Here is a 22,626-nt window from a genome sequence, read left to right as displayed (position 1 = left end):
GGTCAGCGCAGGTGGGCGGCCAGGGGCAGGTTCTGCTCCCGGATGCTCTGGAGCAGCAGGCCGCCCATTTGGGACGCGCCGTACTGCGAGAAGTGGGTGTTGTCCGTGACGCCGTCGACGGAGGAGCGGAGGAAGAGCTGCGCGGAGGCGGATGGTCCCATGGACTCGACCAGTGCCTTGCTCCGGGCGGTCAGGTCGATCACCGGCACCCGCTGGGCCGCACCGACCGCGCGCATCTCCGCAGGCAGGTTCACACCGACGCCGTTGACGTGCAGTGCCGTGGACGTGAGCCGGTTGCCGTCGAACAGCCTGCGGACCGGTGGTGTGACCAGGACCGGGACACCGCCCTTGGCACGGACCCGGGAGATCATGGTGGTGAGGTTGTTCCGGTAGGCGGACGCGCTGGTCTGCTTGTCGTTGTGGCCGAACTGGATGAAGACGGGGTCGTTCGCCCTGATCTTCGACACCAGTGCGGGAAGGAGCGCCGAGTTGCTCAGGAAGCTTCCGGAACTCTCCCCGGAATCGCCGTAGTTGGCGACTGACACCCCGGCACGCACCGCGGTCGTGATCATCTGCCCCCACCCGGTGTACGGGGCGGCCGGCTGGTCGCACACGGTCGAGTCGCCGGCCAGGTAGGCGACCAGCGGCTGCGCCGCCGGCTTCACCGAGACGGCGGAGACCTGGGGGGCGGCACCCGCGAAACGGAGGTCCAGGCCGGGGTTCCCGGTGCCGCCCTGACCGGTCGGCTGCCCCTCCGGTTGACGCACGTTGACGGTGAACGAGTATGTGGCGACGGCTCCGGCCGCCGTTCTCGTCGCCGGGAGCATCAGACGCCGGGCCTCCGCCCACATCTCGGTCTGCCCGGCGGAGGAGCCACCGATGGAGACCGTCACGTCGTAGTTGCCCGGCGCGACGGCGTAACGACAGGTGATCGGAGAGGTGCCGGAGCAGCCGGCCGGCAGAGCCTGCGGTGCGGCTGCGGCGGCGCCGGGGGCCGCGCCGGTGCCGGCCAGAGCCGCCACGGTCAGCAGGCCCGCCACTCCCAGCCGGACACCCGGCGAGGCGGCTCCGGCGATCGCACCGGCGGTCGCCGTGGTGGCCTTGAGCAGCATCCGGCGGGTGAGCCTGGTGGGAGGGAAAGCAGGGGTCGGGGACATGGTCGCTCCTCCCTGTCCGCCGGCCGCGCATGGGACAGCGCTGCCGGCGGACAGCGAATGGTGGGGGGTGGAGTCACCGGGACTGGGATGATCCGCCTGCATGCACTGGGAGCGTTCACAACCGGTTCAGGTCGACACGAGACGCTCCATCCTCGAAGGGGCGGATCACAGGTGCAGAGATCCACGAACTGCCTTGTGCAACACGTGAGTTGACCGGGCGCGCTACCCGTTCGACTGCCTTCGACCACAGGTGCCCGCGAGGCGGCATCGCAATGTTCAAGGCCCACCACCCGACTGTCAATCCATCGGCACCGAGAAACTCACGGATCCGAACAGGGCCGAACAGCAGACTGGACAGAATCCTTGACGAGGCATCAGCCCGTTCTTACGCTCCCTCACCATGGGAGCGTTCCCATACCCCCCACGCCCCGGAGGTCACCATGACCGACTCGCACCGGCGTCCCCGCACCGCGCCACGACCGTGGCGATCGCCCCATCGGCCAGGAGGCCGGTTCATCGGCTGCGTCTCCGCTGCCGCACTGGCGGTCTCCGTGCTCGTCGCGCTGCCACACGGTGCGCACGCGGCGACCGCACGGCAGGTCGAGAAGCTCGACCGCGGACTGACCAGTGTGCACACCAACAGCGGAAACCTGGTGTCATGGCGTTGGCTGGCGACCGACCCGAACGACGTGTCGTTCAACGTCTACCGCGGCGGTACCAGAGTCAACTCCTCACCCGTCACCGCCTCGACGAACTACTTCGACGCGGGCGGCGCGGCCTCGGCCGACTACACGGTGCGCGCCGTGGTCAACGGCGCCGAGCAGGCCGCCTCCGCGCCCGCGGTCCAGTTCCGCACGGGCTACAAGGACGTGCCGGTCTCCCCGCCCGCCGGCGGTACCGCTCCGGGCAACTCGGCCTACACCTACGAGGCCAACGACGCCTCCGTCGGCGACCTCGACGGCGATGGCGCCCTGGACCTCGTGCTGAAGTGGCAGCCCACCAACGCCAAGGACAACTCCCAGTCCGGCTACACCGGCAACACCATCGTCGACGGCATCAAGCTCGACGGCACCCGGCTGTGGCGCATCGACCTGGGCCGCAACATCCGCTCCGGCGCCCACTACACGCAGTTCCAGGTCTACGACTACGACGGTGACGGCAAGGCCGAAGTCGCCATGAAGACCGCCGACGGCACCCGGGACGGCACCGGCGCGGTCGTCGGCAGCTCCTCCGCCGACCACCGCAACTCCAGCGGCTACGTCCTGTCCGGCCCCGAATACCTGACGATGTTCAACGGCCGGACGGGCAAGGCGATGCAGAGCGTCGACTACGTCCCGGGCCGCGGCAACGTCTCCTCCTGGGGCGACAACTACGGCAACCGCGTCGACCGCTTCCTGGCCGGCACCGCCTACCTCGACGGCGCCCGCCCCTCCCTGATCATGGCGCGCGGTTACTACACCCGCACGGTGATAGCGGCCTGGGACTGGCGGAACGGCGCCTTCACCCGCCGCTGGACCTTCGACACCACTTCCTCCACCAACAGCGGCAAGGGCTACGACGGCCAGGGCAACCACAGTCTGTCCGTCGCCGACGTCGACGCCGACGGCAAGGACGAGATCGTCTACGGCGCGATGACGGTGGACGACAACGGCAGCGGCCTGTGGACCACCCGGCTCGGTCACGGCGACGCCGGCCACGTCGGCGACCTCAACCCCTCCCGTCCGGGCCTGGAGTACTTCAAGGTCTCGGAGGACTCCAGCAAGCCCGGCTCCTGGATGGCGGACGCCCGCACGGGCGCGAGGCTGTGGCAGACGGCGTCGGGCTCCGACAACGGCCGTGGCGTCGCCGCCGACGTCTACGCCGGCAGCGCGGGCGCGGAGGCATGGTCCGCCTCCGACAGGACCCTGCGCTCGGCCACCGGCGCCTCCCTGGGCCGGGAGCCCTCCAGCGTCAACTTCCTGTCCTGGTGGGACGGTGATCCCGTCCGCGAGCTCCTCGACGGCACCCGCATCGACAAGTACGGCACGTCCGGCGACACCCGGCTGCTGACCGGCTCCGGCGTCGCCTCCAACAACGGCACCAAGTCCACACCGGTCCTGTCCGGCGACCTCCTGGGCGACTGGCGCGAAGAGGTCGTCTGGCGCACGGGTGACAACAAGGCGCTGCGGATCTACTCCACCCCGAACCAGACCAGCACGAAGATCACCACCCTGCTCCACGACACCCAGTACCGCACGGCGCTCGCCTGGCAGAACACCGCTTACAACCAGCCCCCGCACCCGAGCTTCTTCATCGGCAACGGCATGCCGACGGCACCTCGCCCGACGGTCTACACACCCTGACCCCAGGGCTGCCCCGCGCTGTCAGGTGTCGCGCAGCGCCTTGTCGATCTCGTTCAGCGCGTGGGTCAGCCGTGCGTAGTCGGCGCGGGCCACCGGCGCCACGAAGTACCGCTCGACGACCCGCGCGTGGACGGTGGCAGCCCGCAGGAACACCGCACGACCGTGATCGGTCGCCTCGACCAGGACGCTTCGGCGGTCTCCGGGAGCCGGCACCCGCCGCACCAGGCCGGCTCCCTCCATGCGGTCGATCAGGCGGGTGATGCCGCTGCTGGTGAGGGTGAGGTCGTCGGCGAGCAGGCGCTGCGAGATCTCCTCGTCCGGGCGGCGGCACAGCCGGATGAGGACCTCGAACATCGTGTGGCTGACCTCGCACTCCTTGCGCAGGGCCATGTCGATCCGCTGTTCCAGCCGGGTCGCGGCCTTGATCAGCAGTCCGAAGTCCTGCACGAGCCTGCTGTCGGCGGCGCGGGCTGCATCGTCGTTCTCACGCTCAGCGGGGTTCACCCGCCCGACTTTACTGCCTCTTCACCTACTGCTCCCTCACTTACTGACGTCTCAACCACTGAGCAGTCAATTGCTGAGCAGTCAACGATCCCCTTATGGTGGGCCACCCAGCACCCACCACGTCGACAGAGAGGGAGATCAGTGGACCTGCAGCACTGGCTCGGCCGGGCCAACGACGCGATACAGCAGTGGGCCGACACCTTCGGCCCCTACGAGCAGCACCCGTCCCTCGTCGTCGACGAGGACCGCTTCGCCGCCGCCTTCGAGGAGCTCACCGGGAGACTGAAGGAGAACTACCCCTTCTTCCACCCGCGCTACGCGGGGCAGATGCTCAAGCCCCCGCACCCGGCGGCGGTCGTCGGCCACCTCACCACGATGCTGATCAACCCCAACAACCACGCGCTGGACGGCGGCCCGGCCACCGCCCGCATGGAGCGCGAGGCGGTCGCCCAGCTGGCCGCGATGTTCGGCTACGACACCCACCTCGGCCACCTCACCACCAGCGGCACGATCGCCAACCTCGAAGCCCTCTTCGTCGCCCGTGAGCTCCACCCCGGCCGCGGCATCGCCTACAGCGCCGACGCGCACTACACCCACGGCCGCATGTGCCACGTCCTGGGCATGAAGGGGTACCCGATCCCGGTCGACGACCGCGGCCGTATCAGTATCGACGCGCTCGAGGACATCCTGCGGACGGGAGAAGTGGGAACGGTCGTGCTCACCGCGGGCACCACAGGCCTCGGGGCCGTCGACCCGGTCCACTCCGCCCTCGCCCTCCGGGACCGCTACGGGGTCCGGCTCCATGTCGACGCGGCCTACGGCGGGTTCTTCACCCTGCTCGCCGGGGCCGACGGCCCGGAAGGACTCCCCGCCCAGCCCTGGCAGGCGATCGCCCGGTGCGACTCGATCGTCGTCGATCCGCACAAGCACGGACTCCAGCCCTACGGCTGCGGTGCCGTCCTCTTCCGCGACCCCGAGGTGGGCCGCTTCTACCTCCACGACTCTCCCTACACCTACTTCACCTCCAGCGATCTCCACCTCGGCGAGATCAGCCTGGAATGCTCCCGCGCCGGCGCCTCGGCCGCCGCCCTGTGGCTCACCTTCCAGGTCCTCCCGCCCACCCCCGACGGACTCGGCCGCGTCCTCGGCGCCGGCCGCCGGGCCGCCCTGCGCTGGGCCGACCTGATCTCCGCCTCGGACGCCCTGGAGCTGTACCAGCAGCCCGAGCTGGACATCGTCGGCTACTTCCCTTCGGTGGAGCCCGCCACCCTCAGCGGGGTCGACGCGGCGTCGGCACGCGTCCTGGCCGACGGCATGGCGGGAACCGATCCCGTGTTTCTGAGCACCCTCAAGGCCGACCGCGACGCCTTCACCGCACGCCACCCGAAGGTCACCGCCGACGCCGACGGTGCCCGCATCCTGCGCAGCGTCCTGATGAAGCCGGAGTCCGAGGACCACGTTCAGCGCCTGCACGACCAGGTCACCCGTCTCGCCCGGTCATGACCGCCCGCCCCGGCGGGCCCGGGCGCCGCGCCGGCGTCAGGAGGTCACACGCGTCAGGGCGAGGAACTCGCCGCGGGAGCGGGCGTCGGAGCGCAGGAGGCCGAGCAGGGTGGAGGTCAGGGTGTCGGAGCCGGTGGCCCGCACGCCGCGCAGCGTCATGCAGGAGTGCTCCGCCTCGATGACCACGCCGACGCCCTTGGGCTCCAGGTGCGTCTGCAACCAGTCGGCGACCTGCTTGGTCAGGCGTTCCTGCACCTGGGGGCGGCAGGCGAAGTGCTCGACCACGCGCGCCAGCTTGGACAGGCCCAGGATGCGGGCCCCGGGCAGGTAGCCGACGTGCGCGACGCCGACCACGGGCAGCAGATGGTGCTCGCAGACGGTCCGGACCGGGATGCGCCGGGCGAGGACGAGTTCGTCATAGCCCTCGTCGTTGGGGAAGGTGGTCAGGTCGAAGGGGCGCGGGCTGAAGAGTTCGGCGTACGCGCGGGCCATCCGGCCGGGTGTGCCGCGCAGGCTCTCCGACTCCGTGGAGATGCCGAGGGCGGCGAGGAACCGGCCCGCCGCAGCCTCCGCGGCTACCAGGTCGATCCCGTCGGTTTCGTGGACCACCCGCAGGGCGGGCCGCGCGGGTGCCGTCACGTCCTGGTCGAGCAGGTCGCTCCGGAGGGAGGTCTGGGCGGGAAACTCGGTCATGTCGGCCATCTCCAGGCGTCGGGGGCGGTGTCGGGGGCGGCCGAAGCGCACCGGCCTTCGCGGCGGGTGCGTCCGGCGATCACGCGGAGGAGCGGGAACGGCTCGAACCGTTGCTCACGGCCTGGGAGGCGATGTCGGACACGAGGCCCGAGGCCCCGGTCGACACGGTCACCAGGATCGGGTGGAACGGCTGGCCGTACGGCCCGGCCAGTGGGGCGCCGGCGGGGCGCTTCGCGCGCAGGTGCGGCTCTGCGACCATGAGGACCTCCAGGAGTTTCACCAACAAGTGTTTCCTTTATTCGGCGCGGACGTCAAGTGATGCAGAACAGAGCGCTGAAAGAGCTCTCGCTCCCACGGGTGTGGGAGTTACGGTTGTCCTGTGGCTCCCGATCCGCCCGCACAGGCCCACCCGGCCGACAGCGCCATCGACTCCGTCAGCGTCCTGAGCGAGGACTCGCGCCGGCGCATGTTCGCCTTCGTCCGGCGCGCCCGGCGCGCCGTCACCCGCGACGAGGCCGCCGCCAGCGTCGGTATCTCCCGCAAACTCGCCGCCTTCCACCTCGACAAGCTGGTCGACGCGGGCCTGCTGCGCACCCGCTACGAAGCGCCGGGCGGCACCCGCAAGGTCGGCAGGCAGCCGAAGCTGTACGAGCCCACCGACGCCCAGATCACCGTGAACATCCCCGACCGGCGTCACGAGCTCCTGGCAGACCTGCTCCTGGACGCGGTTCTCACCGAGCGGGCGGACGAGAACGCCACGCAGGCGGCGATGCGCGCCGCGGAGGATCGCGGCCGGCAGGTGGGCGAGGCCGCACGGCACGAGACCCGCCCGGGCCGGCTGGGCCCCGAGCGGGGGCTGACAGCCTGCGAGCGCCTGCTGGACCAGTACGGCTACGAGCCCACCCGGGAGACCCCCACCCGGCTCCGGCTGCGCAACTGCCCCTTCCATCCGCTGGCCGCGAAGGCCCCGGACCTGGTGTGCGGCATGAACCACGCCTTCCTCCGCGGCTACCTCGACGGCCTCCAGGTCAACGGCGTCCGCGCGGTCCTGGCGCCGGAGCCGGGGGAATGCTGCGTCCGGCTGGGCACGGGCGAGTGCGAGATCTCCCCGGAAGAGACGCCACGGGGCCGATGAGGACCGCCGTCGCGTGAACCGCTCCCGGTTCGCCCGGCAGGACTGCCGAGTGAGCCCGGAGGGGCCCCTGCGGTTGCCGCGGCGCACGCGGCGGGTTACGACGTGACTACCGCGCGTCAGCCGGGATCGCGGCGAACCCTGGGAGAAGTCACATGGCAGTGGAGATCAGGCCTCTGGTGAAACCCTCGCGGCTCAGGCGCCGCGCAGGCCTCGCGGGCGAGTGCCTGGCGGAGTTCTTGGGGACGTTCGTCCTCATCGCCTTCGGATGCGGCGTGGTGGCGATGGCGGTGGCGGCGCTGCCCGGCTCGGGGCGTACGGAGGGGCCCACCGTCTTCTTCCTCGGCGCCGGGGACTGGCTGCTGATCACCTGGGGCTGGGCCATGGCCGTGGTTTTCGGCATCTACGTGGCCGGCGGGGTCAGCGGAGCGCACATCAACCCGGCGGTCACCCTGGCCTTCGCCGTCCGCCGCAAATTCCCCTGGGCCAAGGTCCTGCCCTACTGGGCGTCCCAGGTGCTCGGCGCCCTGGCCGGGGCGGCACTCGTCTACGCCGTGTACCACGACGCCATCAACGCCTTCGACGCCGCCATGGAGGGGCCCAAGACGAACGGGAAGACCCTCGCCTCGTTCTCGATCTTCGCCACGTTCCCGGCGCCGTACTTCAACGGCGGCGTCTGGGGCCCGCTGATCGACCAGATCGTCGGCACCGCCTTCCTGGTCATGCTGGTGGTGGCGCTCATCGACCTGCGCAACACGGCGGTGAAGGCCAACCTCGGCCCGCTGGTGATCGGCTTCGTCGTGGCGGCCATCGGCATGTCCTTCGGGGCGAACGCCGGATACGCCATCAATCCGGCCCGCGACTTCGGCCCCCGTCTGTTCACCTGGATGGCGGGATGGGAGGATCTCGCGTTTCCGGGCAGCCTGGCCGGGGCGTTCAGCGGCTACTGGTGGATCCCGATCGTCGGGCCCCTCGTGGGCGGCGTGATCGGCGTGCTGGTGTACGACCTGTTCATCGGGGACGTGCTCCACGCCCGCGCGCAGCAGGGCGAGGAACCGGAAGTCGGGCGTACGCGGCCCACGACGTCCGACGACGAGTGACCGCAGCACCGGCCACGGCCGGGGCTGCGGCCGGTGCTAGATTCCTCTGGGCATCCGCCCGTGAGCGGTGCGGATCGCCTGTCGAACAGGTGAACCGGCCCAGGGCAGGCCCGTATCGGACGGTGGGACGATCCATGACTGACCCGGAGGGGTTCCCCGGCGCGGCCGACGCTCCCGTGCCGCGGATCCTGGGCAACACCGAGTCGCTCGCCGCGACCGACCCGGGATCGGCCGGCGCCCTGTGGCGACTGGCCGAGCCCGGCCGGCAACTGGACGCCAACCTCATCCGCGTCCCGCCCCGGGGAGCCATCGACACCCACGCCGAACCCGACCTCGACGTCCTCCTGCTCGTGGTCGCCGGTGACGGCACCCTCGGTGCCGCGGACGGGCCGCACCCGGTGGTGCCAGGCAGCCTCGTCTGGCTGCCTCACGGCAGCGTCCGCAACGTGACCGCGGGCGAGGGCGGCCTGACGTACGTGACGGTCCACCGCCGCCGCCCCGGCATGCAGATCCAGGACCGCCCCCGCCCGTAACGGTCGTACAGGCAGGGCGCGACGCGCCCTGCCGCGTCGGCTGCCCGAAGCGGGCGGTCGACGGCCACGTCGGGTACCCGGCCACCGGGCCGCCTCGTGCGGGCCCTGGCTGAGGAGACGGGCACCGCGCTCGAGGGCTCGTCGTCAGTCCGCGGAGCCGGTCCGGTCCGGCCCGTCGGGGCCGGCCGGCTCGTAGTCGAACCAGTCGAAGTGGACGGTCCCGGCAGCGGCGTACATGCCGATGACGCGGCCGGTGAACCCCCCGGCGACCTCGGTGGACAGGTACCGGCCGTCGAGCGCGGCGAGTTCGGTGCAGGCGCCCTGCGGGCCCTCGATGCCGAGGGAGACGGTGTCCGGCCCCTGGCGGGCGTCACCGACCTGTTCGGTGACCGCCGTCTCGACCCTCAGCACCACCGGGCCTGCGGCCGTGGCACGGGACGCCACCTCCGAGCGGAACGGGCCGACGCGCGCCAGGACCCGCACCTCGCCCGGCGTCACCTCGATCTCGTAGTGGTGCTCTTCGTCGAGACGGACGGCCAGGCCTCCGCGCCCCTGCGCCGGATCCACCAGCACCCGCGCGCGGCACGACACATGCTGCTGGCGGCGGCCCACGAAGGTGACCTCGGGGTCGTCGAGCGACTCCCCCGCCGCGCGGAGGCTCAGCCAGCCGGCCCGTTCCTTCGTGGTGCAGTTCTCCGGGGGCCGGGAGCGCGGCGAGATCCAGGCGGGGGCGAGTTCACCGGAGTCGAAGTCGTCCCGGACCGGCGGGACCGCGGGCTCCCGCAGCGGCCACGGGGGCCGGGCCAGGACGGGGGAGAGCTCGCCGACGACCGGCCAGCCGTCGGACCAGGTCACCGGCACCAGGAAGGTCTCGCGGCCCAGTACGTGCCAGCCGGGCGTGCCGCCGTGCGGCCGGACGCCGAGCAGGACCATCCACCATGAGCCGTCCGGTCCCTCCACCAGGTCGGCGTGGCCGGTGTTCTGGATGGGGTGGTCGGTGCCCCGGTGCGTCAGGACCGGGTTGTCCGGGCAGGGCTCGAAGGGGCCCTGCGGTGAACGGCCGCGGGCGATCGAGACGCCGTGGCACCGCTCGGTACCGCCCTCGGCGATGAGCAGGTACCAGTAGTCGCCGATGTGGTACAGGTGCGGCGCTTCGGGTGCCTTGGCGCCGGGTGCGCCGGACCAGAGAGGCCGCCGTTCACCGAACGTCTTCCCCGTAAGGGGGTCGATGCGGATCTGCCCGACTCCGGCGGTGGTGCACCAGCAGGTGCCGTCGTCGTCCCAGGCGAGGTCGGGGTCGATGCCGTGCACGCCGGGCAGCGGGACCGGGTCGGACCACGGTCCGGCCGGGTCGGTGGTCGTGAACAGCAGGTTCCCGTCGCCGCTCACGTTCGTGACGATCAGCCAGAAGCGCCCGTCGTGGTGGCGCAGGGTCGGGGCGTAGATGCCGCCGGAGGAACGCGTGCCGGGCGGCAGGCGCAGCTGTCCCGGCCGGTCGAGAGCGTTGCCGATCTGGGTCCAGTGCACCAGGTCCCGGCTGTGGAATACCGGTACGCCCGGGAAGTACTCGAAGCTGGAGCACGCGAGGTAGTAGTCCTCGCCGGCCCGGCAGATGCTCGGATCCGGGTGGAAGCCGGGTATCACGGGGTTGGTGACGGGGGAACTGTTGCGGGGCATGCTCGACACCCTCATCGGGTCCTTTCGCTGAGAACTGGTCTTCACCAAAGGCCGTGCGTCAGCGCAGTCGGCTCGTCACGCGGTACGAGCGGGACGGCAACCGGTTGGAGGCTACGCCGTCCACGACAGCACGGCACCGGCGTCCGGCCGGGAGGAGTTCACGCCGGCCGGGCCAGGGCGACATGGGAGGGGCCGGGCGGGGCACCCGTGTGTGCGTTGACCTGCGGGTGCGAGCCGAACGGGGAGTCGAGTGATGAGCGCCGGAGACCGGGACGAGCTGCTGGACGGGCTGACCGTGGACACCAGCAGAAGAGAGCAGCCGATCGTGCTGGACGGCGACGGGCGCCCCATCCGGACATGGCGGGAGAACTACCCCTATGACCGCAAGGTGAGCCGCAAGGAGTACGAGCGGACCAAGCGCATCCTGCAGATAGAGCTGCTCAAGCTGCAGCGGTGGGTCAAGGACACCGGCGCACGCGTGATCGTCGTGTGCGAGGGGCGTGACGCTGCGGGCAAGGGCGGGACGATCCAGCGGCTCATCGAGCGGCTCAACCCGCGCGGCGCTCGCGTCGTCGCCCTGGACAAGCCCACCGAGCGCGAGGTGGGCCAGTGGTACTTCCAGCGGTACATCGCGCATCTGCCGACGGCCGGGGAGATCGTCTTCTTCGACCGCTCCTGGTACAACCGGGCCGGCGTGGAACGTGTGATGGGCTACTGCTCCAAGGAAGAGTACGAGCTGTTCCTCGACCAGTGCCCGGCCTTCGAACGGATGCTGGTGGACGAAGGCATCCTGCTGGTGAAGTTCTGGTTCTCCGTCTCGCGCTCCGAGCAGCGCACGCGCTTCGCGATCCGGCAGGTCGACCCGGTCCGCCAGTGGAAGCTCTCCCCCACCGACGTGGCCTCCCTTGACCTCTGGGACGAGTACACCGAGGCGAAGGTGGAGATGTTCCGGGCCACCGACACCGCCCACGCCCCCTGGACCGTCGTCAAGAGCAACGACAAGCGGCGCGCCCGTCTGGAGACCATGCGCAGTCTGCTGTCGCGCGTGGACTACGCCAGCAAGGACCGGCAAGCGGTCGGCACGCCCGATCCCCTCATCGTCGGTGCGGCCGACACCCTGCTGGAACCGGGCGAGGAGGATTCCGCACTGTCACCCACCCCGTTGTCCCCCGGCGCACACGGCCCCGGCACGCACCCCGGGACCGACTGACGTCCCCGGGCCTCCTCCTGCCCGGTGCGAGGGAGGGGGCCCCGGGCCCGTGTCACCGCCGGGCCGCCGCGCGCGTTTCCGTGCGGTGGTCGTAATACGCCCAGACGCTCACCGCGGCCACGACGGTGAGCGCGACCGTCAGGACCCGCACCGCGCCACCCGTCAGGTAGGCGACGAGACCGGTGAGCCCCGCTCCGGACAGCATGATCAGGCGGCTGACGAAGCGGTTCTCGGGCGGCTGCGGATCCTCCCGGTCCTTGAGGTCGTGCAGGGCGGCGTGAGCCGGATGTGCGGAGCCCCGCCGGGCCCGGGCGCGGTACGCCAGCCCGTAGCTGATCAGTGCGTACAGCGCGACCGCGCCCAGGACCCAGAGCCAGAGGTAGGGGTCGTCACTCGACCCTCGTGCCAGGTGCACGACGCTTCTCCTTCAGGAGCGGGCCGTACCGACACCGGGATCGGGATCGGGATCGGGGTCGGCGGGACGGAAGCATGCCGTGACCGTCTTGCCGTGCCGCTGGCACCTCGCCCCCCACTCGTCGGCGAGTGTGCGCACGATCGCCACTCCACGGCCGGAGGCCTCGCCCGGCTCCGGGTCGCGCTGGCGCGGCAGGGTCGGGTCCTCGTCGTGGACGCTGACATGAAGGCAGTCACCGTCCCACGTGAGGACCAGGTGCGCGTCGCTGTGCGCGTGCAGGTGCGCATTGGTGATCAGCTCCGACACCGCGAGCACGATGGCGTCCACCGTGTCCGGCTCGGTATCGGCCCAGGGCAGGGACCCAAGACGCCCGCGAGTCCACTCCCGCCCCGCGCGTACGCCTTCGGACATCCGGAACGAATGCGCCCAGCCCATCGCCTTCACCGCCACTGCCCCCGGTCCCCTCTCCTGCGTCCACCCATCGGCTTGTGCACGGACCGTGTACCCGGCCACCGTCCGGTCAGGCCTGAGGAGACCCGGCGCCGGGGCTCGGGCAGGAACCGGAGCGCTCAACGGCGCCCCGCTCCCGGCGCGGTGAGCAGGACCCGCCCCGATGCGGATGGTGGGCGGGCCCTGCTCGTGCGCACCATTGTCGGGACCGCGCGGCGGGCGGGCCACGCGTGAGCTCTCCGGATGCGCGCGCGACGCGCACACCCCGCGCGCATGGCGCACATCCCGTGCGACGGGCACCACTTCCGAGCGCCGCGGGGTGTGCGACCGCGCTGTCCGGTGCCCCGTCGCGCCGGACGGTCGCCACACGCCGCCGACCTTGCGTCACATGGCACACGCCGACACGGGTAGGAGTGCGCAGGACCGACGGCGCACGCCGCGGCCGACCCGGGAGGTGATGCCCATCGACTCGTACCTCACCGGCGCGCGCCGTCAGGTGCGACCCCGGGTAGCACCCGACGGCCTGCGGCGACGATACTGGCAGACGCACGTACCCCCGCTCATAGATGGACCCATGCAGACCTCCCTCACCGCCCGCCCCATGACTCCCGCCACGGTGTGGCCGGCGCGCGGCCGCCACGCCCCGGGTGACGCGGAAGACGTTCTCCGGCGCTCGTTGCAGCAGCGCAAGGACAGTCAGGCCATCGACGACTTCCAGGAGTTGCCCCCCGACGAGACCGCCCCGGCTGAGCGGGTCTTCGAGGCCCGCTGGCGGGTCGGCGACGACGTGACCGTGCGCGCCCGGCTGAGCCTGAAGCCCGCCGAGGGCGAAGGGGCCGGTCAGGAGTGGCTGCTGGTCGCCGAGGCCGAGCAGCCGTGGGACCACGCGTGGCCCTCCCCCACCGGCCTGTTCTGGCCGCAGGAGCCGGACACCGCCTGGGACCAGGACACCGCCACGCGCCTGATCCCGGGTGAGATCAACCCGCTGCCGAAGGACGACAAGGAGATCCGCCGCCTGCTGAGGAACGCGGTGCGCGGCGGATGGCACATCCACGTGGTCGTCCACGAGGCGATGAGCACCGATGACCGGGGGCGCAGGCCGCTGGCGCAGTGGCTGCCGCCGGGCCTGCGGCACCGGGTGGTGGAGCATCACGCCGCCCCGCAGCAGTTGCGCGGCCTGAACTGGGCCCTGCGGGACTCCGGTGTCGAGGTGCCGCGCGGCGGAGCGGTGGTGCTGCCGGGCGTCCCCGCGCCGGACGGTTACGACCCCGAGGACTTCTCCGTGCGCGCGGTGTTCCTCGACGGTTCGAAGCCGGCCGACCTCGTCGACGCGGTGACGCGGTTCGCCGCGCTCCCCAGGCCCCTGCCCGACGGCGCCGAGGACGCCCTCACCGCGCTGCGCGAGGACTGGCACCTGCTGACGCTCCAGGAGGAGCTGGATCGCCAGCGCGGTCTGGTGGCCATGTACGCCGAGGCGCTGGAGGCCATGACGAAGTCCCGTGATCTGTACCGGGAGGCGGCCGAGAGCGCCCATGAGGCTCTGGCTGCCTACCAGGAGTCCGCCGAGACCGCTCCCGCCAGACCCCGGCCGACCGATCCGCCGGCCGCCTCCCCGCTCCAGCAGCTCACACGGACGTTCGAGCGCTTCAAGGTCAAGCGTCCGGCGACCGCGCCCGCCGACGAAGGGACCTCCGACCGACGCGTGCCGTCGGAGCAGTAGGGCTCAGGGGCAGGAGCATCATCACCCTCGTGGGGCGCAGGTGTCAGTCCTGGCCTTCTGGATACGCGGTCCGTACGGCATCACGGCCCGCCCGGGAAGGTCCTCCACGACATGGGCAACCTCCAGCACCACTCGCTGACCACTCTCCGCGTCAACGGCAAACCCCACACACTCACCGTCGATCACCGCCGGGTCCTGCTGGACCTCCTGCGGGAGGATCTCGACCTCACGGGCGCCAAGAAGGGCTGTGACCACGGCCAGTGCGGAGCCTGCACGGTCCTGGTCGACGGGCGGCGCGTCAACAGCTGTCTGCTGTTCGCGGTCGCCCTCGACGGCTGCGAGGTCACCACCGTCGAGGGTCTCTCCGGCGACGGGGAGGAACCGCATCCCCTGCAACGGGCCTTCCTGGAGCGGGACGCCTTCCAGTGCGGCTACTGCACCCCGGGCCAGATCTGTTCCGCCGCCGGCGTGCTCGCCGAGGCGGCGGCCGGTCACCCATCGCACGTCACCGACCCGGCGGCGCCCTCCGGCGAGCCGGTGCCGCTGGACCGCGATGAGATCCGGGAACGGCTGAGCGGCAACCTGTGCCGGTGCGGCGCGTACCCGCGGATCGCCGAGGCCGTGGAGGACGTGATCCCGTGAAGGAGTTCGCCTACGTCCGCGCCGACAGCGTCGAGGAGGCGACCTCCGCGTACGCCTCCCGTACCGGAGCGCGTTACCTCGGTGGCGGCACGAACCTCGTCGACCTGATGAAGCTCGGCGTCGAGGCCCCCGCCGCGCTGATCGACGTCACCCGGCTGCCCCTGGACTCGGTCGAGGAGCTGCCCGGGGGTGCGCTGCGCATCGGGGCCATGGTCCGCAACAGCGACCTCGCCGCCCATCCTCTCGTCCGCGACCGGTACCCGGCGCTGTCGCAGGCCGTACTCGCCGGTGCCTCCGGGCAGTTGCGCAACGCGGCGACGACCGGCGGGAACCTGCTGCAGCGCACCCGGTGCCCGTATTTCCAGGACCTGTCGAAGCCGTGCAACAAACGCGAGCCGGGCAGCGGCTGCGGAGCACGGGACGGAGTCCACCGCGATCACGCGGTGCTCGGGCACTCCGCGCACTGCATCGCCACCCATCCCTCGGACATGGCCGTGGCCCTCACCGCTCTCGACGGGCGTGTCGAACTCGTCGGGCCCGAGGGGGCCCGGAATGTCGCGGCGGCGGACTTCCACCGGCTGCCCGGTGACCGGCCCGAGCAGGACACCGAGATCCGTCCCGGCGAACTGGTCACCGGCGTGGTCCTCCCGGCTGCCACGGCCGGGCTGCCGTCGGCGTACCGCAAGGCGCGCGACCGGGCCTCGTACGCCTTCGCCCTCGCGTCCGTCGCCGTCGTCCTGCGCCTGGAGGACGGGGTGATCGGGCACGCGGGGCTCGCCTTCGGGGCGCTGGCGCACCGGCCCTGGCGCGCTCGGCGGGCGGAGGAGGCACTGCTGGGCGCGGCTCCGACCCGGGCCGCGTTCGAGCACGCCGTCGATCTCGAACTGGCCGCCGCGCAGCCGCTGCGGGACAACGCCTACAAGGTGCCGCTCGCCCGCAATCTCGCCGTGGACGTGCTGTCCCGGCTCACGGACACCGCGCTCACCGGGAGGGCCTCATGACCGGCAGTGTGGGCGCTCCCGCCGAGCGCCGGGAGGGACGGGAGAAGGTCGGCGGCACCGCGCGCTACGCCGCCGAGTTCCACTCCCCCGGCCGGGCCCAGGCCTGGCCCGTGCCGTCGAGTGTGGCCCGGGGCCGGGTGACCGGCGTCGACACGGCGGCCGCCCTGGAGGTGCCCGGAGTCCTCGCCGTCCTCACCCACGAGAACGCGCCGCGGCTCGCGGAACCGGACGATCCCACGCTCGTGTTGCTGCAGGACGCGCGGGTTCCGCACCGGGGCTGGTTCGTGGCCCTGGTGGTGGCCGAGACTCTGGAGGCGGCCCGCGCCGGTGCCGCCGCCGTCCACGTCGCCTACGACGCCGAAGAGCACGACGTGACCCTCACGGACTCGCACCCGGGTGCGTACGTGCCCGAGGACGCCAACGGCGGTCATCCGGCTCTCCGTGAACAGGGCGACCCCGACGGGGTGTTCGGCTCGTCGGCCGCCCGGGTGGACGTCGCGTACCGGGTGCCGCCGCTGCACAACCACCCCATGGAGCCGCACACCAGCACCGCCCGGTGGGAGGACGGCCGGCTCATCGTGCACACCTCCAGCCAGGGCACCGGTGCCGTGCGGGCGGCGCTCGCCGGGCTGTTCGGCCTGCCCGAGGAGCGGATCGTCGTCACCGCCGAGCATGTCGGCGGCGGCTTCGGGTCCAAGGGCACGCCGCGGCCGGACGTGGTGCTCGCCGCCATGGCGGCACGCGAGACGGGGCGGCCGGTGACGGTGGCCCTGCCGCGCCGCTGCCTGCCCGCCGTCGTCGGACACCGGGCGCCCACCCTGCACCGGCTGCGGCTCGGGGCCGATACGGACGGCCGTCTCGCGTCCCTCGTGCACGAAGTCACCACGCACACCTCCCGCATCAAGGAGTTCGTGGAGCAGGCGGCAGTGCCCGCACGGGTGATGTACGCCGCGCCCAACAGCCGTACGGTGCACCGGGTCGCGGCACTGGACGTGCCGTCCCCGTCGTGGATGAGGGCGCCGGGCGAGGCGCCGGGCATGTACGCACTGGAGTCCGCCATGGACGAACTCGCCACCGAACTCGGCATGGACCCGGTCGAGTTGCGCATCCGCAACGAACCCGGCGTCGAGCCCGACAGCGGCAGGCCGTTCAGCAGCAGGCACCTGGTCGAGTGTCTGCGCGAGGGCGCCCGGCGCTTCGGCTGGGCCGGGCGAGATCCCCGCCCGGGCGTCCGCCGGGAAGGCCCCCTGCTGCTGGGGACGGGTGTGGCGGCGGCGACGTATCCCGTCATGGTGGGGCCGTCGACGGCGACGGCACGCGCACTGCCCGACGGTTCGTTCCTGGTGCGGATCAACGCCACCGACATAGGGACGGGCGCCCGTACGGTGCTCGCGCAGGTGGGGGCCGACGCCCTCGGAGTGCCGCTGGAGCGGGTTCTGATCGAGGTCGGCAGCACGGAACTCCCGTCGGCGCCACTGGCCGGCGGCTCGTCCGGCACCGCCTCCTGGGGCTGGGCGGTGCACGAGGCCTGTGCCGGACTGGCCGGGCGGCCGGCCGGGCATGCGGGGCCGCTGCCCGCGCAGGGCCTCGAGGTCCGCGCCGACACGACGGGCGCGGCGGACTCCGAGAGCGAGTTCGCGCGGCACGCCTTCGGGGCGCACTTCGCCGAGGTCGCCGTGGACACGGTCACCGGCGAGGTCCGCGTCGGCCGGCTCCTCGGGGTGTACGCGGCGGGCCGCATCCTCAACGCCCGTACGGCGCGCTCGCAGTTCGTCGGCGGCATGACGATGGGCCTGGGCATGGCGCTGACCGAGGGCAGCACCATGGATGCCGCGTTCGGCGACTTCACCGAGTCGGATCTCGCGTCATACCACGTGCCGGTGCACGCCGATGTCGCCGGGATCGAGGCGCACTGGCTCGACGAGGAGGACTCCCGTCTCAACCCCATGGGCAGCAAGGGGATCGGAGAGATCGGCATCGTCGGGACGGCCGCGGCGATCGGCAACGCGGTGCACCACGCCACGGGCGTCCGCCTGCGTGAACTCCCGCTCACCCCGGACCGGGTGCTGACCGGGCTGCTCGACCGCCGGGCCTGAGAAGGGCGGCCGGAGCCCGGCCGAGGCGTCACTGAGTCATGCCCGCCTCGGACGGGCTCACTCCGTCATGCCCGCCTCGGACGGGGGCGCCGCCGCCCACTGCCGGGCGGCGATGGGCGCCAGCACCCGGAAGACCAGCGCGACGAGGGACAGCAGCGCCGCGCACCCGGCGACCGAGGCGGCCAGCCACGGCGGGGCGAGCGCCAGGTCGACGGCCCGGGACAGGGACGCCGACGGGAAGGAACTCCCGTACGCCTGGGCCCCGGCCAGCACTGTGGGCACCAGCACCGCCCCGGCCAGCACCAGCGCGACCGGGCGCAGCGCCAGCAGCAGTGCCAGCACCGTGCACAGCACCGACAGGCCGAGGGCGAACGCGTGCAGCCGCAGGGACGCGTCGCCGCGCTGCAACGGGAAGTGGACCACCGCGCACACGGCGAGGGCCAGGGCTGCGAGCCAGCCCGACCAGGACACGGACCGGGCGAACCGGTCCGTGGCACGCTCCCGGTCCGGCGGTGAGTGGTCGAGAGTGCGGTGGGTTTCGCGGTCCGTGTCCGGGCTTGCCGTACGGCGCTTGCCCGGGCGGCCGGGCGTCGCGGGTTGACCGGTCTCGCCCTCGGTGCGCGAGGTTCCGTTCGGGTGACGGCCGTTGCGGTCCAGTCGTTCCAGGCCGAGGCGGTCGATCAGCTCGACCAGCTCCCCGACGGACCGCCCGGTGGCGGCCGCACGGAGTGCCTCCTCGCGGACGTGGGGCTCCTGCGGCTCCTTGTGCAGCAGGGTCACCAGCCGGGTGACCTCCTCCACCGGCCGGTGGGCGGCCGCGGCCCTGATCGCCTCGTCGGCGCACTCGGCTTCCCGCGGGGGCTTCGTCAGCAGGGCGATCAGCCGGGACACGTCCTCCACGGACCGGCTCACCCCGGCGGTGCGGAGCGCGTCGACCCTCGCCTGCGTGTGGTCGGGCGACTCCTCCAGCGAGACGATGAGGTCGACGACCTCCTCCAGCGGCCGGTCGGCCACGGCCGCGTGCACCAGGTCGCTGACGGCGTCACCGTACGGCGCGCCGGAGGCCGGGCCGGAGCCGGGCCGGAGCTCCACCGGGTTGTCGTCGAGCGACCGGATGACGAACGGCCGCGCCGGCTGGTCGGTGTCGCCCGTACCGGGCCCCGGGGGCGGATCGGTCTCGTCCGGGCCGGCGGTGTCCGTGTGGGCGGGCCGGGAGTGCTCCTCCGCCTGTTCCGTCCCGTCCGGGACGGGAGTGGCGGGCCGCGCCTCGGCGGGATCCAGCCAGTCCTCGGCGGGTGGAGCGGGCTGCGTCGCGGCCCGTTCCGGGGGGTGGGCGGCGGACGGGTCCGCCTCGTCCGGGGCAGGGGCAACGGGCCGGGCAGCGGTCGGGTCCGGCCCGTGGGCCGGCGGCTGCGTTCCCGCCCCGGCCGCCGGGTGGGTGCCGAGGGCGACCGGCGCGGCGGCCGCCGGGCCGGCCTGATGGGATGCGGCGGACTGCGGGTGCCCCGTCGGGTGCGGCTCGTACGGGCCGACGGCGGGCTGCGCGCTCGTCTGCTCCACCTGGTGCGTGCCGGTGGCGACGGTTGTCTCGGCGGACGGCTGGGCGGACCCGTTCGGCTCGTTGGGTATGGCGGGTTCGTTCGGGCGGGGTGATGAAGAGCAGGTGGTCATACTCGCCTCCGTGGGAAGAGTGCGTCCGCTCCTGCGCCCCCCGTCGTGGGACGAGCGACGTTACGCTGACCATTACTAGGCGCCCCCGTCACCCCGTGCCACTCGGATGAGCCACCGGGATGACCACTGCAGGGGAAAATCCGCCGACGCGCCGATATGTCGGGCCCCGGCCGCAATACAGCCGCCGGAAACGGGAATCCAGATAGCGGGGTGTTCGGGAGGTCCCGTGTCGCGGCATGCCAGGAGGAGGGCAACCCGTGGATACGACCACGAAGCTGATTGTTCTGGCCGCGGTTCTCGCGGCCGTCGTCCTGGTCTTCGCCGTCGTCGTCCTCGTACGGCTGGTACGCACCCGGCGCGAGTTGCAGCGCGCGGGGCTCCCTGCGGGCCCGCGCTGGGTCTTCTGGGGCGCGGTGCTCTATCTGGTGCTGCCCACCGACCTGGTGCCCGATCCCGTGTACCTGGACGACATCGGCGTCCTGCTGCTCGCTCTGCGCACTGTCCGCGGCTCCCTCGGCGAACGGGAGCGCAGTACGGCACACCGGCCGGACCGGCAACCGGCCAATAACTACGGAAAGTAAGGAAACCAACCACCCGTTCGACTCGTATAAGTCTCTGGAAGCCGAAACAGGCCGGTGGACCGAGCGGTCACGCCCCCGGGCCACCGCCTGATCGGCGCAGTACCGACGAGGGAGAGACGATGCAACCGTTCGCGCTCAACTACGCGCGCCCGGCAGTGGAGTTGGAAGCTGCCGTTCCGTACGTGTACGACGCCGGACTGCAGTTGAACGTGCTCCGCGACGGACGGGTCGCGGCCTGTGACTTCGCGCTGTTGAGAGAGTTCGGCACCACGACGTCCACCGCCGGCTCCAAGACGCATTTCGACGACTGACCACGGGCCGCCGAAGATGACCGTACTGATCCTCACCTGTGAGGAGGACGTCACCGCGGACATGGTCGTCGTGCATCTCAACGCGACGGGGGTTCCGGTGGTCCGGGTCGATCCCGCGGACCTGACCGGTGGTGTCGCGCTGTCGGGGGAGTTCGTGCACGGCCGGTTCCGCGGCCACCTGTCCGCCGGGGGGCGGCTGGTGAGCATCGGGGGGCTTCGTTCGGTGTGGGTGCGCCGGCCCGGCGTCCCGGCAGCGCGGGCGGCGCAGCCGTCCGCATGGCTGACCGAGGAGGCCGCCCAGGCCCTCTACGGCATGCTGCGGGGCTCGGACGCGCGCTGGATGAATCATCCCGACGCGGCACGCCGGGCCCGGCACAAGCCGTGGCAGCTGCGCCTGGCCCAGAGATGCGGCCTGCCCGTACCCGCGACGCTGATCACGACCTTCCCGCGCGCCGCCCGCGAGTTCGCGGAGCGCTACCCCGAGCTGGTGGTCAAGCCGGTCTCGGGCGCGCATCCGCAGGACCCGCCCCGGGCCGTGCCGACCAGCCGGGTCGCGCCGGAGACGGACTTCTCCGCCGTCGCGTTCGGGCCGACGCTGCTGCAACGGCGGATCACCAAGCGGGCCGACATCCGGCTCACCGTCGTGGGTGAGCGGATGCTGGCCGCCCGCAAGGCGACCGCCGAGGGCGCGGACCCGGACGAGGTCGACGTGCGGTTCGCCGCGCCCGGTTCGCCATGGAGTCCCGTCGATGTGCCGTCCTGCATCGCGCCGGGGGTCCTGTCCTATCTGCGTGAGGCGGAACTGGCTTACGGGGCCTTCGACTTCGTGGAGGACTCCGACGGGACCTGGTGGTTCCTGGAGTGCAACCAGTCGGGGCAGTTCGGGTTCGTCGAGGTGGAGACGGCTCAGCCGATCGCCCGGACCATCGCCGAGTGGCTGGCCCGGCCCGTCCCGGTCCGGCCGCTGCACGTCAACGGCTCGCGCACGACGCTCCCTTGAGCACCGGGCCCGGAGCAGACCGGGCCCGGGCCCACCGCCCGGTTCACTGGGGCCGGGGGCCGGGGAGCATGCCCGTGCGCTGCCACCCTGCTCCCGGGGAGTGCGGACGGTCGTAGCCGAGGGACTGTGAGGGCCGCATGACCAGCTCCAGTTCCCTGCTCACACGTTCGGCCTCGCGGCGCACCTGTGCGGGTACGTCGCCGCGCTCCGCGATGAGTCGGTCGTAGATGGGGGAATCCTGGAACACCCGTCAACGTGCCTTTCTGCTCGTCGGCCCCGTGCGGGGACGAGACTGCGAGTGTAGGCGGCACGGTGTCCCGGAGTGTGAATTCCTTGGGATGACTTGACGCAGACCGGACATCCGTGACAGGCGATGGCCGGGCTTTCCCAGGCTCCCGTGGTGCAACCCGGCCGGACGATCATCAGGACGGCGCCGCCGCTTCCGATAGCAGACCGGCAAAACACCGCAGCAGCCACTGCAGCGGGCGTGCCGCTCCCGCGCCCGCTGCAGTGGCTGCTGCGGGCGCGGGAGCGGCACGCCCAGTACTTCCCGCCGGGCCCTTCGTCGGCCGTCAGCCGACCAGCGTCAGGCCGTTCTCCCCGTCCGCGTCGGCGGCGTCCGGCCGCCCTTCGGTGAGCAGCAGGACATCCGCCTTGGCGATGGCGTCACTGATGTCGGACGTCCCCATCATCACGCACAGCGTGTAGCTGACGTCCTCCAGCTCGCGTGCCGCCGTCGGCACGTGCCTCTCCGACTGAGCGATCCTCAGCGACGCGTACCGCGTCAGCAACTCCCTGACGATCTTCCGGTCCGGTACAAGCACGTAGCGCCCCTCTCTGTGTTTTCGCTGCGCCTGCCCGAATCACGCGGAAACATTCACACGGTTT

At 72.1% G+C, this 22,626-nt stretch carries 23 protein-coding genes; 13 read left to right on the top strand and 10 right to left on the bottom strand.

Annotation, left to right across the window (positions count from 1 at the left end):
• Positions 1 to 2: 2 nt before the first annotated feature.
• Positions 3 to 1,157, bottom strand: a complete 1,155-nt coding sequence (locus tag ACFY9S_RS36420; RefSeq protein ID WP_391137520.1) for a GDSL-type esterase/lipase family protein — start codon at positions 1,155 to 1,157, stop codon at positions 3 to 5.
• Between the two features lie 440 nt (positions 1,158 to 1,597).
• On the opposite strand from ACFY9S_RS36420, the gene ACFY9S_RS36415 reads away from it, so the two are divergent.
• Positions 1,598 to 3,499 carry a rhamnogalacturonan lyase gene (locus tag ACFY9S_RS36415; RefSeq protein WP_391137517.1) on the top strand — a complete coding sequence of 634 codons (1,902 nt, stop codon included), beginning with the start codon at positions 1,598 to 1,600 and terminating at the stop codon, positions 3,497 to 3,499.
• A 21-nt stretch (positions 3,500 to 3,520) separates the two neighbouring features.
• Here the strand turns inward: ACFY9S_RS36415 and ACFY9S_RS36410 are convergent, their stop codons facing one another.
• Positions 3,521 to 4,003, bottom strand: coding sequence for a MarR family transcriptional regulator (locus ACFY9S_RS36410; RefSeq protein ID WP_391137514.1), 483 nt, complete (start codon positions 4,001 to 4,003; stop codon positions 3,521 to 3,523).
• A gap of 141 nt (positions 4,004 to 4,144) precedes the next feature.
• Here ACFY9S_RS36410 and ACFY9S_RS36405 point away from each other — a divergent pair, with 141 nt between their 5' ends.
• A complete protein-coding gene (locus ACFY9S_RS36405) occupies positions 4,145 to 5,506 on the top strand; it encodes an aminotransferase class V-fold PLP-dependent enzyme (RefSeq protein ID WP_391137511.1) in 1,362 nt (453 codons plus the stop codon).
• Positions 5,507 to 5,542: 36 nt separating this feature from the next.
• On the opposite strand, the gene folE is transcribed toward ACFY9S_RS36405, so the two are convergent.
• A complete protein-coding gene (gene folE / locus ACFY9S_RS36400) occupies positions 5,543 to 6,199 on the bottom strand; it encodes a GTP cyclohydrolase I FolE (RefSeq protein WP_391137508.1) in 657 nt (218 codons plus the stop codon).
• A gap of 79 nt (positions 6,200 to 6,278) precedes the next feature.
• Positions 6,279 to 6,485, bottom strand: coding sequence for a hypothetical protein (locus ACFY9S_RS36395; RefSeq protein ID WP_391137505.1), 207 nt, complete (start codon positions 6,483 to 6,485; stop codon positions 6,279 to 6,281).
• Between the two features lie 93 nt (positions 6,486 to 6,578).
• Between ACFY9S_RS36395 and ACFY9S_RS36390 the strand changes: the two genes are divergently transcribed.
• The 3 genes from ACFY9S_RS36390 to ACFY9S_RS36380 all read left to right on the top strand — a co-directional run bounded on the left by ACFY9S_RS36390 (position 6,579) and on the right by ACFY9S_RS36380 (position 8,964).
• Entirely contained in the window at positions 6,579 to 7,334 is a 756-nt protein-coding gene (locus ACFY9S_RS36390) for a helix-turn-helix domain-containing protein (protein WP_391137502.1), read from the top strand.
• A gap of 152 nt (positions 7,335 to 7,486) precedes the next feature.
• A complete protein-coding gene (locus ACFY9S_RS36385; RefSeq protein WP_391137499.1) occupies positions 7,487 to 8,431 on the top strand; it encodes an MIP family channel protein in 945 nt (314 codons plus the stop codon).
• A 134-nt stretch (positions 8,432 to 8,565) separates the two neighbouring features.
• Positions 8,566 to 8,964, top strand: a complete 399-nt coding sequence (locus tag ACFY9S_RS36380; RefSeq protein ID WP_391137496.1) for a cupin domain-containing protein — start codon at positions 8,566 to 8,568, stop codon at positions 8,962 to 8,964.
• 144 nt (positions 8,965 to 9,108) lie between these two features.
• Here ACFY9S_RS36380 and ACFY9S_RS36375 read toward each other — a convergent pair whose 3' ends face one another.
• Positions 9,109 to 10,641, bottom strand: coding sequence for a family 43 glycosylhydrolase (locus ACFY9S_RS36375; RefSeq protein ID WP_391137493.1), 1,533 nt, complete (start codon positions 10,639 to 10,641; stop codon positions 9,109 to 9,111).
• 253 nt (positions 10,642 to 10,894) lie between these two features.
• Here ACFY9S_RS36375 and ppk2 point away from each other — a divergent pair, with 253 nt between their 5' ends.
• Complete coding sequence (gene ppk2 / locus ACFY9S_RS36370) at positions 10,895 to 11,851, top strand: polyphosphate kinase 2 (RefSeq protein ID WP_391137490.1); 957 nt, start codon at positions 10,895 to 10,897, stop codon at positions 11,849 to 11,851.
• 52 nt (positions 11,852 to 11,903) lie between these two features.
• On the opposite strand, the gene ACFY9S_RS36365 is transcribed toward ppk2, so the two are convergent.
• Positions 11,904 to 12,266 (bottom strand): hypothetical protein, encoded by a 363-nt coding sequence (locus ACFY9S_RS36365; protein ID WP_391137488.1) that lies wholly within the window; start codon positions 12,264 to 12,266, stop codon positions 11,904 to 11,906.
• 12 nt (positions 12,267 to 12,278) lie between these two features.
• Positions 12,279 to 12,716 carry an ATP-binding protein gene (locus tag ACFY9S_RS36360; RefSeq protein ID WP_391137485.1) on the bottom strand — a complete coding sequence of 146 codons (438 nt, stop codon included), beginning with the start codon at positions 12,714 to 12,716 and terminating at the stop codon, positions 12,279 to 12,281.
• Between the two features lie 574 nt (positions 12,717 to 13,290).
• Here ACFY9S_RS36360 and ACFY9S_RS36355 point away from each other — a divergent pair.
• From ACFY9S_RS36355 to ACFY9S_RS36340, 4 genes are all read left to right on the top strand, one after another.
• Positions 13,291 to 14,436 (top strand): hypothetical protein, encoded by a 1,146-nt coding sequence (locus tag ACFY9S_RS36355; RefSeq protein ID WP_391137482.1) that lies wholly within the window; start codon positions 13,291 to 13,293, stop codon positions 14,434 to 14,436.
• Between the two features lie 111 nt (positions 14,437 to 14,547).
• Positions 14,548 to 15,078 carry a 2Fe-2S iron-sulfur cluster-binding protein gene (locus ACFY9S_RS36350; protein ID WP_391137480.1) on the top strand — a complete coding sequence of 177 codons (531 nt, stop codon included), beginning with the start codon at positions 14,548 to 14,550 and terminating at the stop codon, positions 15,076 to 15,078.
• The gene (locus ACFY9S_RS36345) at positions 15,075 to 16,079 is read left to right on the top strand and encodes an FAD binding domain-containing protein (RefSeq protein WP_391137478.1); all 1,005 of its coding nucleotides are present in this window, start codon (positions 15,075 to 15,077) and stop codon (positions 16,077 to 16,079) included. Before ACFY9S_RS36350 ends, ACFY9S_RS36345 begins: the two co-directional genes overlap by 4 nt.
• On the top strand, positions 16,076 to 18,175 hold the full coding sequence (locus ACFY9S_RS36340; RefSeq protein ID WP_391137475.1) for a molybdopterin cofactor-binding domain-containing protein: 2,100 nt from the start codon (positions 16,076 to 16,078) through the stop codon (positions 18,173 to 18,175). The genes ACFY9S_RS36345 and ACFY9S_RS36340 overlap by 4 nt, the downstream gene beginning before the upstream one ends.
• A gap of 57 nt (positions 18,176 to 18,232) precedes the next feature.
• Here ACFY9S_RS36340 and ACFY9S_RS36335 read toward each other — a convergent pair whose 3' ends face one another.
• The gene (locus tag ACFY9S_RS36335) at positions 18,233 to 19,846 is read right to left on the bottom strand and encodes a hypothetical protein (RefSeq protein ID WP_391137472.1); all 1,614 of its coding nucleotides are present in this window, start codon (positions 19,844 to 19,846) and stop codon (positions 18,233 to 18,235) included.
• Positions 19,847 to 20,103: 257 nt separating this feature from the next.
• Here ACFY9S_RS36335 and ACFY9S_RS36330 point away from each other — a divergent pair, with 257 nt between their 5' ends.
• The 3 genes from ACFY9S_RS36330 to tgmB all read left to right on the top strand — a co-directional run bounded on the left by ACFY9S_RS36330 (position 20,104) and on the right by tgmB (position 21,738).
• Positions 20,104 to 20,427: a YkvA family protein gene (locus ACFY9S_RS36330; RefSeq protein ID WP_180989845.1), complete on the top strand. Its 324-nt coding sequence runs from the start codon at positions 20,104 to 20,106 to the stop codon at positions 20,425 to 20,427.
• Between the two features lie 119 nt (positions 20,428 to 20,546).
• Complete coding sequence (gene tgmA / locus ACFY9S_RS36325) at positions 20,547 to 20,738, top strand: putative ATP-grasp-modified RiPP (RefSeq protein WP_361882385.1); 192 nt, start codon at positions 20,547 to 20,549, stop codon at positions 20,736 to 20,738.
• A 16-nt stretch (positions 20,739 to 20,754) separates the two neighbouring features.
• Positions 20,755 to 21,738, top strand: coding sequence for an ATP-grasp ribosomal peptide maturase (gene tgmB / locus ACFY9S_RS36320; protein ID WP_102913450.1), 984 nt, complete (start codon positions 20,755 to 20,757; stop codon positions 21,736 to 21,738).
• A gap of 43 nt (positions 21,739 to 21,781) precedes the next feature.
• Here the strand turns inward: tgmB and ACFY9S_RS36315 are convergent, their stop codons facing one another.
• Both ACFY9S_RS36315 and ACFY9S_RS36310 read right to left on the bottom strand, forming a co-directional pair.
• On the bottom strand, positions 21,782 to 21,985 hold the full coding sequence (locus ACFY9S_RS36315) for a hypothetical protein (protein ID WP_102913449.1): 204 nt from the start codon (positions 21,983 to 21,985) through the stop codon (positions 21,782 to 21,784).
• Positions 21,986 to 22,310: 325 nt separating this feature from the next.
• Positions 22,311 to 22,562, bottom strand: coding sequence for a DUF5133 domain-containing protein (locus ACFY9S_RS36310; RefSeq protein WP_102913448.1), 252 nt, complete (start codon positions 22,560 to 22,562; stop codon positions 22,311 to 22,313).
• Positions 22,563 to 22,626: the final 64 nt, after the last annotated feature.

The organism is Streptomyces sp. NPDC012474 (genome assembly GCF_042955185.1).
Classification (GTDB): Bacteria; Actinomycetota; Actinomycetes; order Streptomycetales; family Streptomycetaceae; genus Streptomyces; species Streptomyces cahuitamycinicus.
Note: the sequence above shows the minus strand (reverse complement) of the source record. Positions and strands in the feature narration are given on the sequence as shown.

What these genes read in the sequence shown, in the direction of transcription:
- ACFY9S_RS36375 (WP_391137493.1), bottom strand. Translation starts at nt 10,641, where the DNA reads ATGCCCCGCAACAGTTCCCCCGTCACCAACCCCGTGATACCCGGCTTC.
- ppk2 (WP_391137490.1), top strand. Translation starts at nt 10,895, where the DNA reads ATGAGCGCCGGAGACCGGGACGAGCTGCTGGACGGGCTGACCGTGGAC.
- ACFY9S_RS36355 (WP_391137482.1), top strand. Translation starts at nt 13,291, where the DNA reads ATGCAGACCTCCCTCACCGCCCGCCCCATGACTCCCGCCACGGTGTGG.
- ACFY9S_RS36340 (WP_391137475.1), top strand. Translation starts at nt 16,076, where the DNA reads ATGACCGGCAGTGTGGGCGCTCCCGCCGAGCGCCGGGAGGGACGGGAG.
- ACFY9S_RS36415 (WP_391137517.1), top strand. Translation starts at nt 1,598, where the DNA reads ATGACCGACTCGCACCGGCGTCCCCGCACCGCGCCACGACCGTGGCGA.
- ACFY9S_RS36350 (WP_391137480.1), top strand. Translation starts at nt 14,548, where the DNA reads ATGGGCAACCTCCAGCACCACTCGCTGACCACTCTCCGCGTCAACGGC.
- ACFY9S_RS36420 (WP_391137520.1), bottom strand. Translation starts at nt 1,157, where the DNA reads ATGTCCCCGACCCCTGCTTTCCCTCCCACCAGGCTCACCCGCCGGATG.
- ACFY9S_RS36385 (WP_391137499.1), top strand. Translation starts at nt 7,487, where the DNA reads ATGGCAGTGGAGATCAGGCCTCTGGTGAAACCCTCGCGGCTCAGGCGC.
- folE (WP_391137508.1), bottom strand. Translation starts at nt 6,199, where the DNA reads ATGACCGAGTTTCCCGCCCAGACCTCCCTCCGGAGCGACCTGCTCGAC.
- tgmA (WP_361882385.1), top strand. Translation starts at nt 20,547, where the DNA reads ATGCAACCGTTCGCGCTCAACTACGCGCGCCCGGCAGTGGAGTTGGAA.
- tgmB (WP_102913450.1), top strand. Translation starts at nt 20,755, where the DNA reads ATGACCGTACTGATCCTCACCTGTGAGGAGGACGTCACCGCGGACATG.
- ACFY9S_RS36380 (WP_391137496.1), top strand. Translation starts at nt 8,566, where the DNA reads ATGACTGACCCGGAGGGGTTCCCCGGCGCGGCCGACGCTCCCGTGCCG.
- ACFY9S_RS36335 (WP_391137472.1), bottom strand. Translation starts at nt 19,846, where the DNA reads ATGACCACCTGCTCTTCATCACCCCGCCCGAACGAACCCGCCATACCC.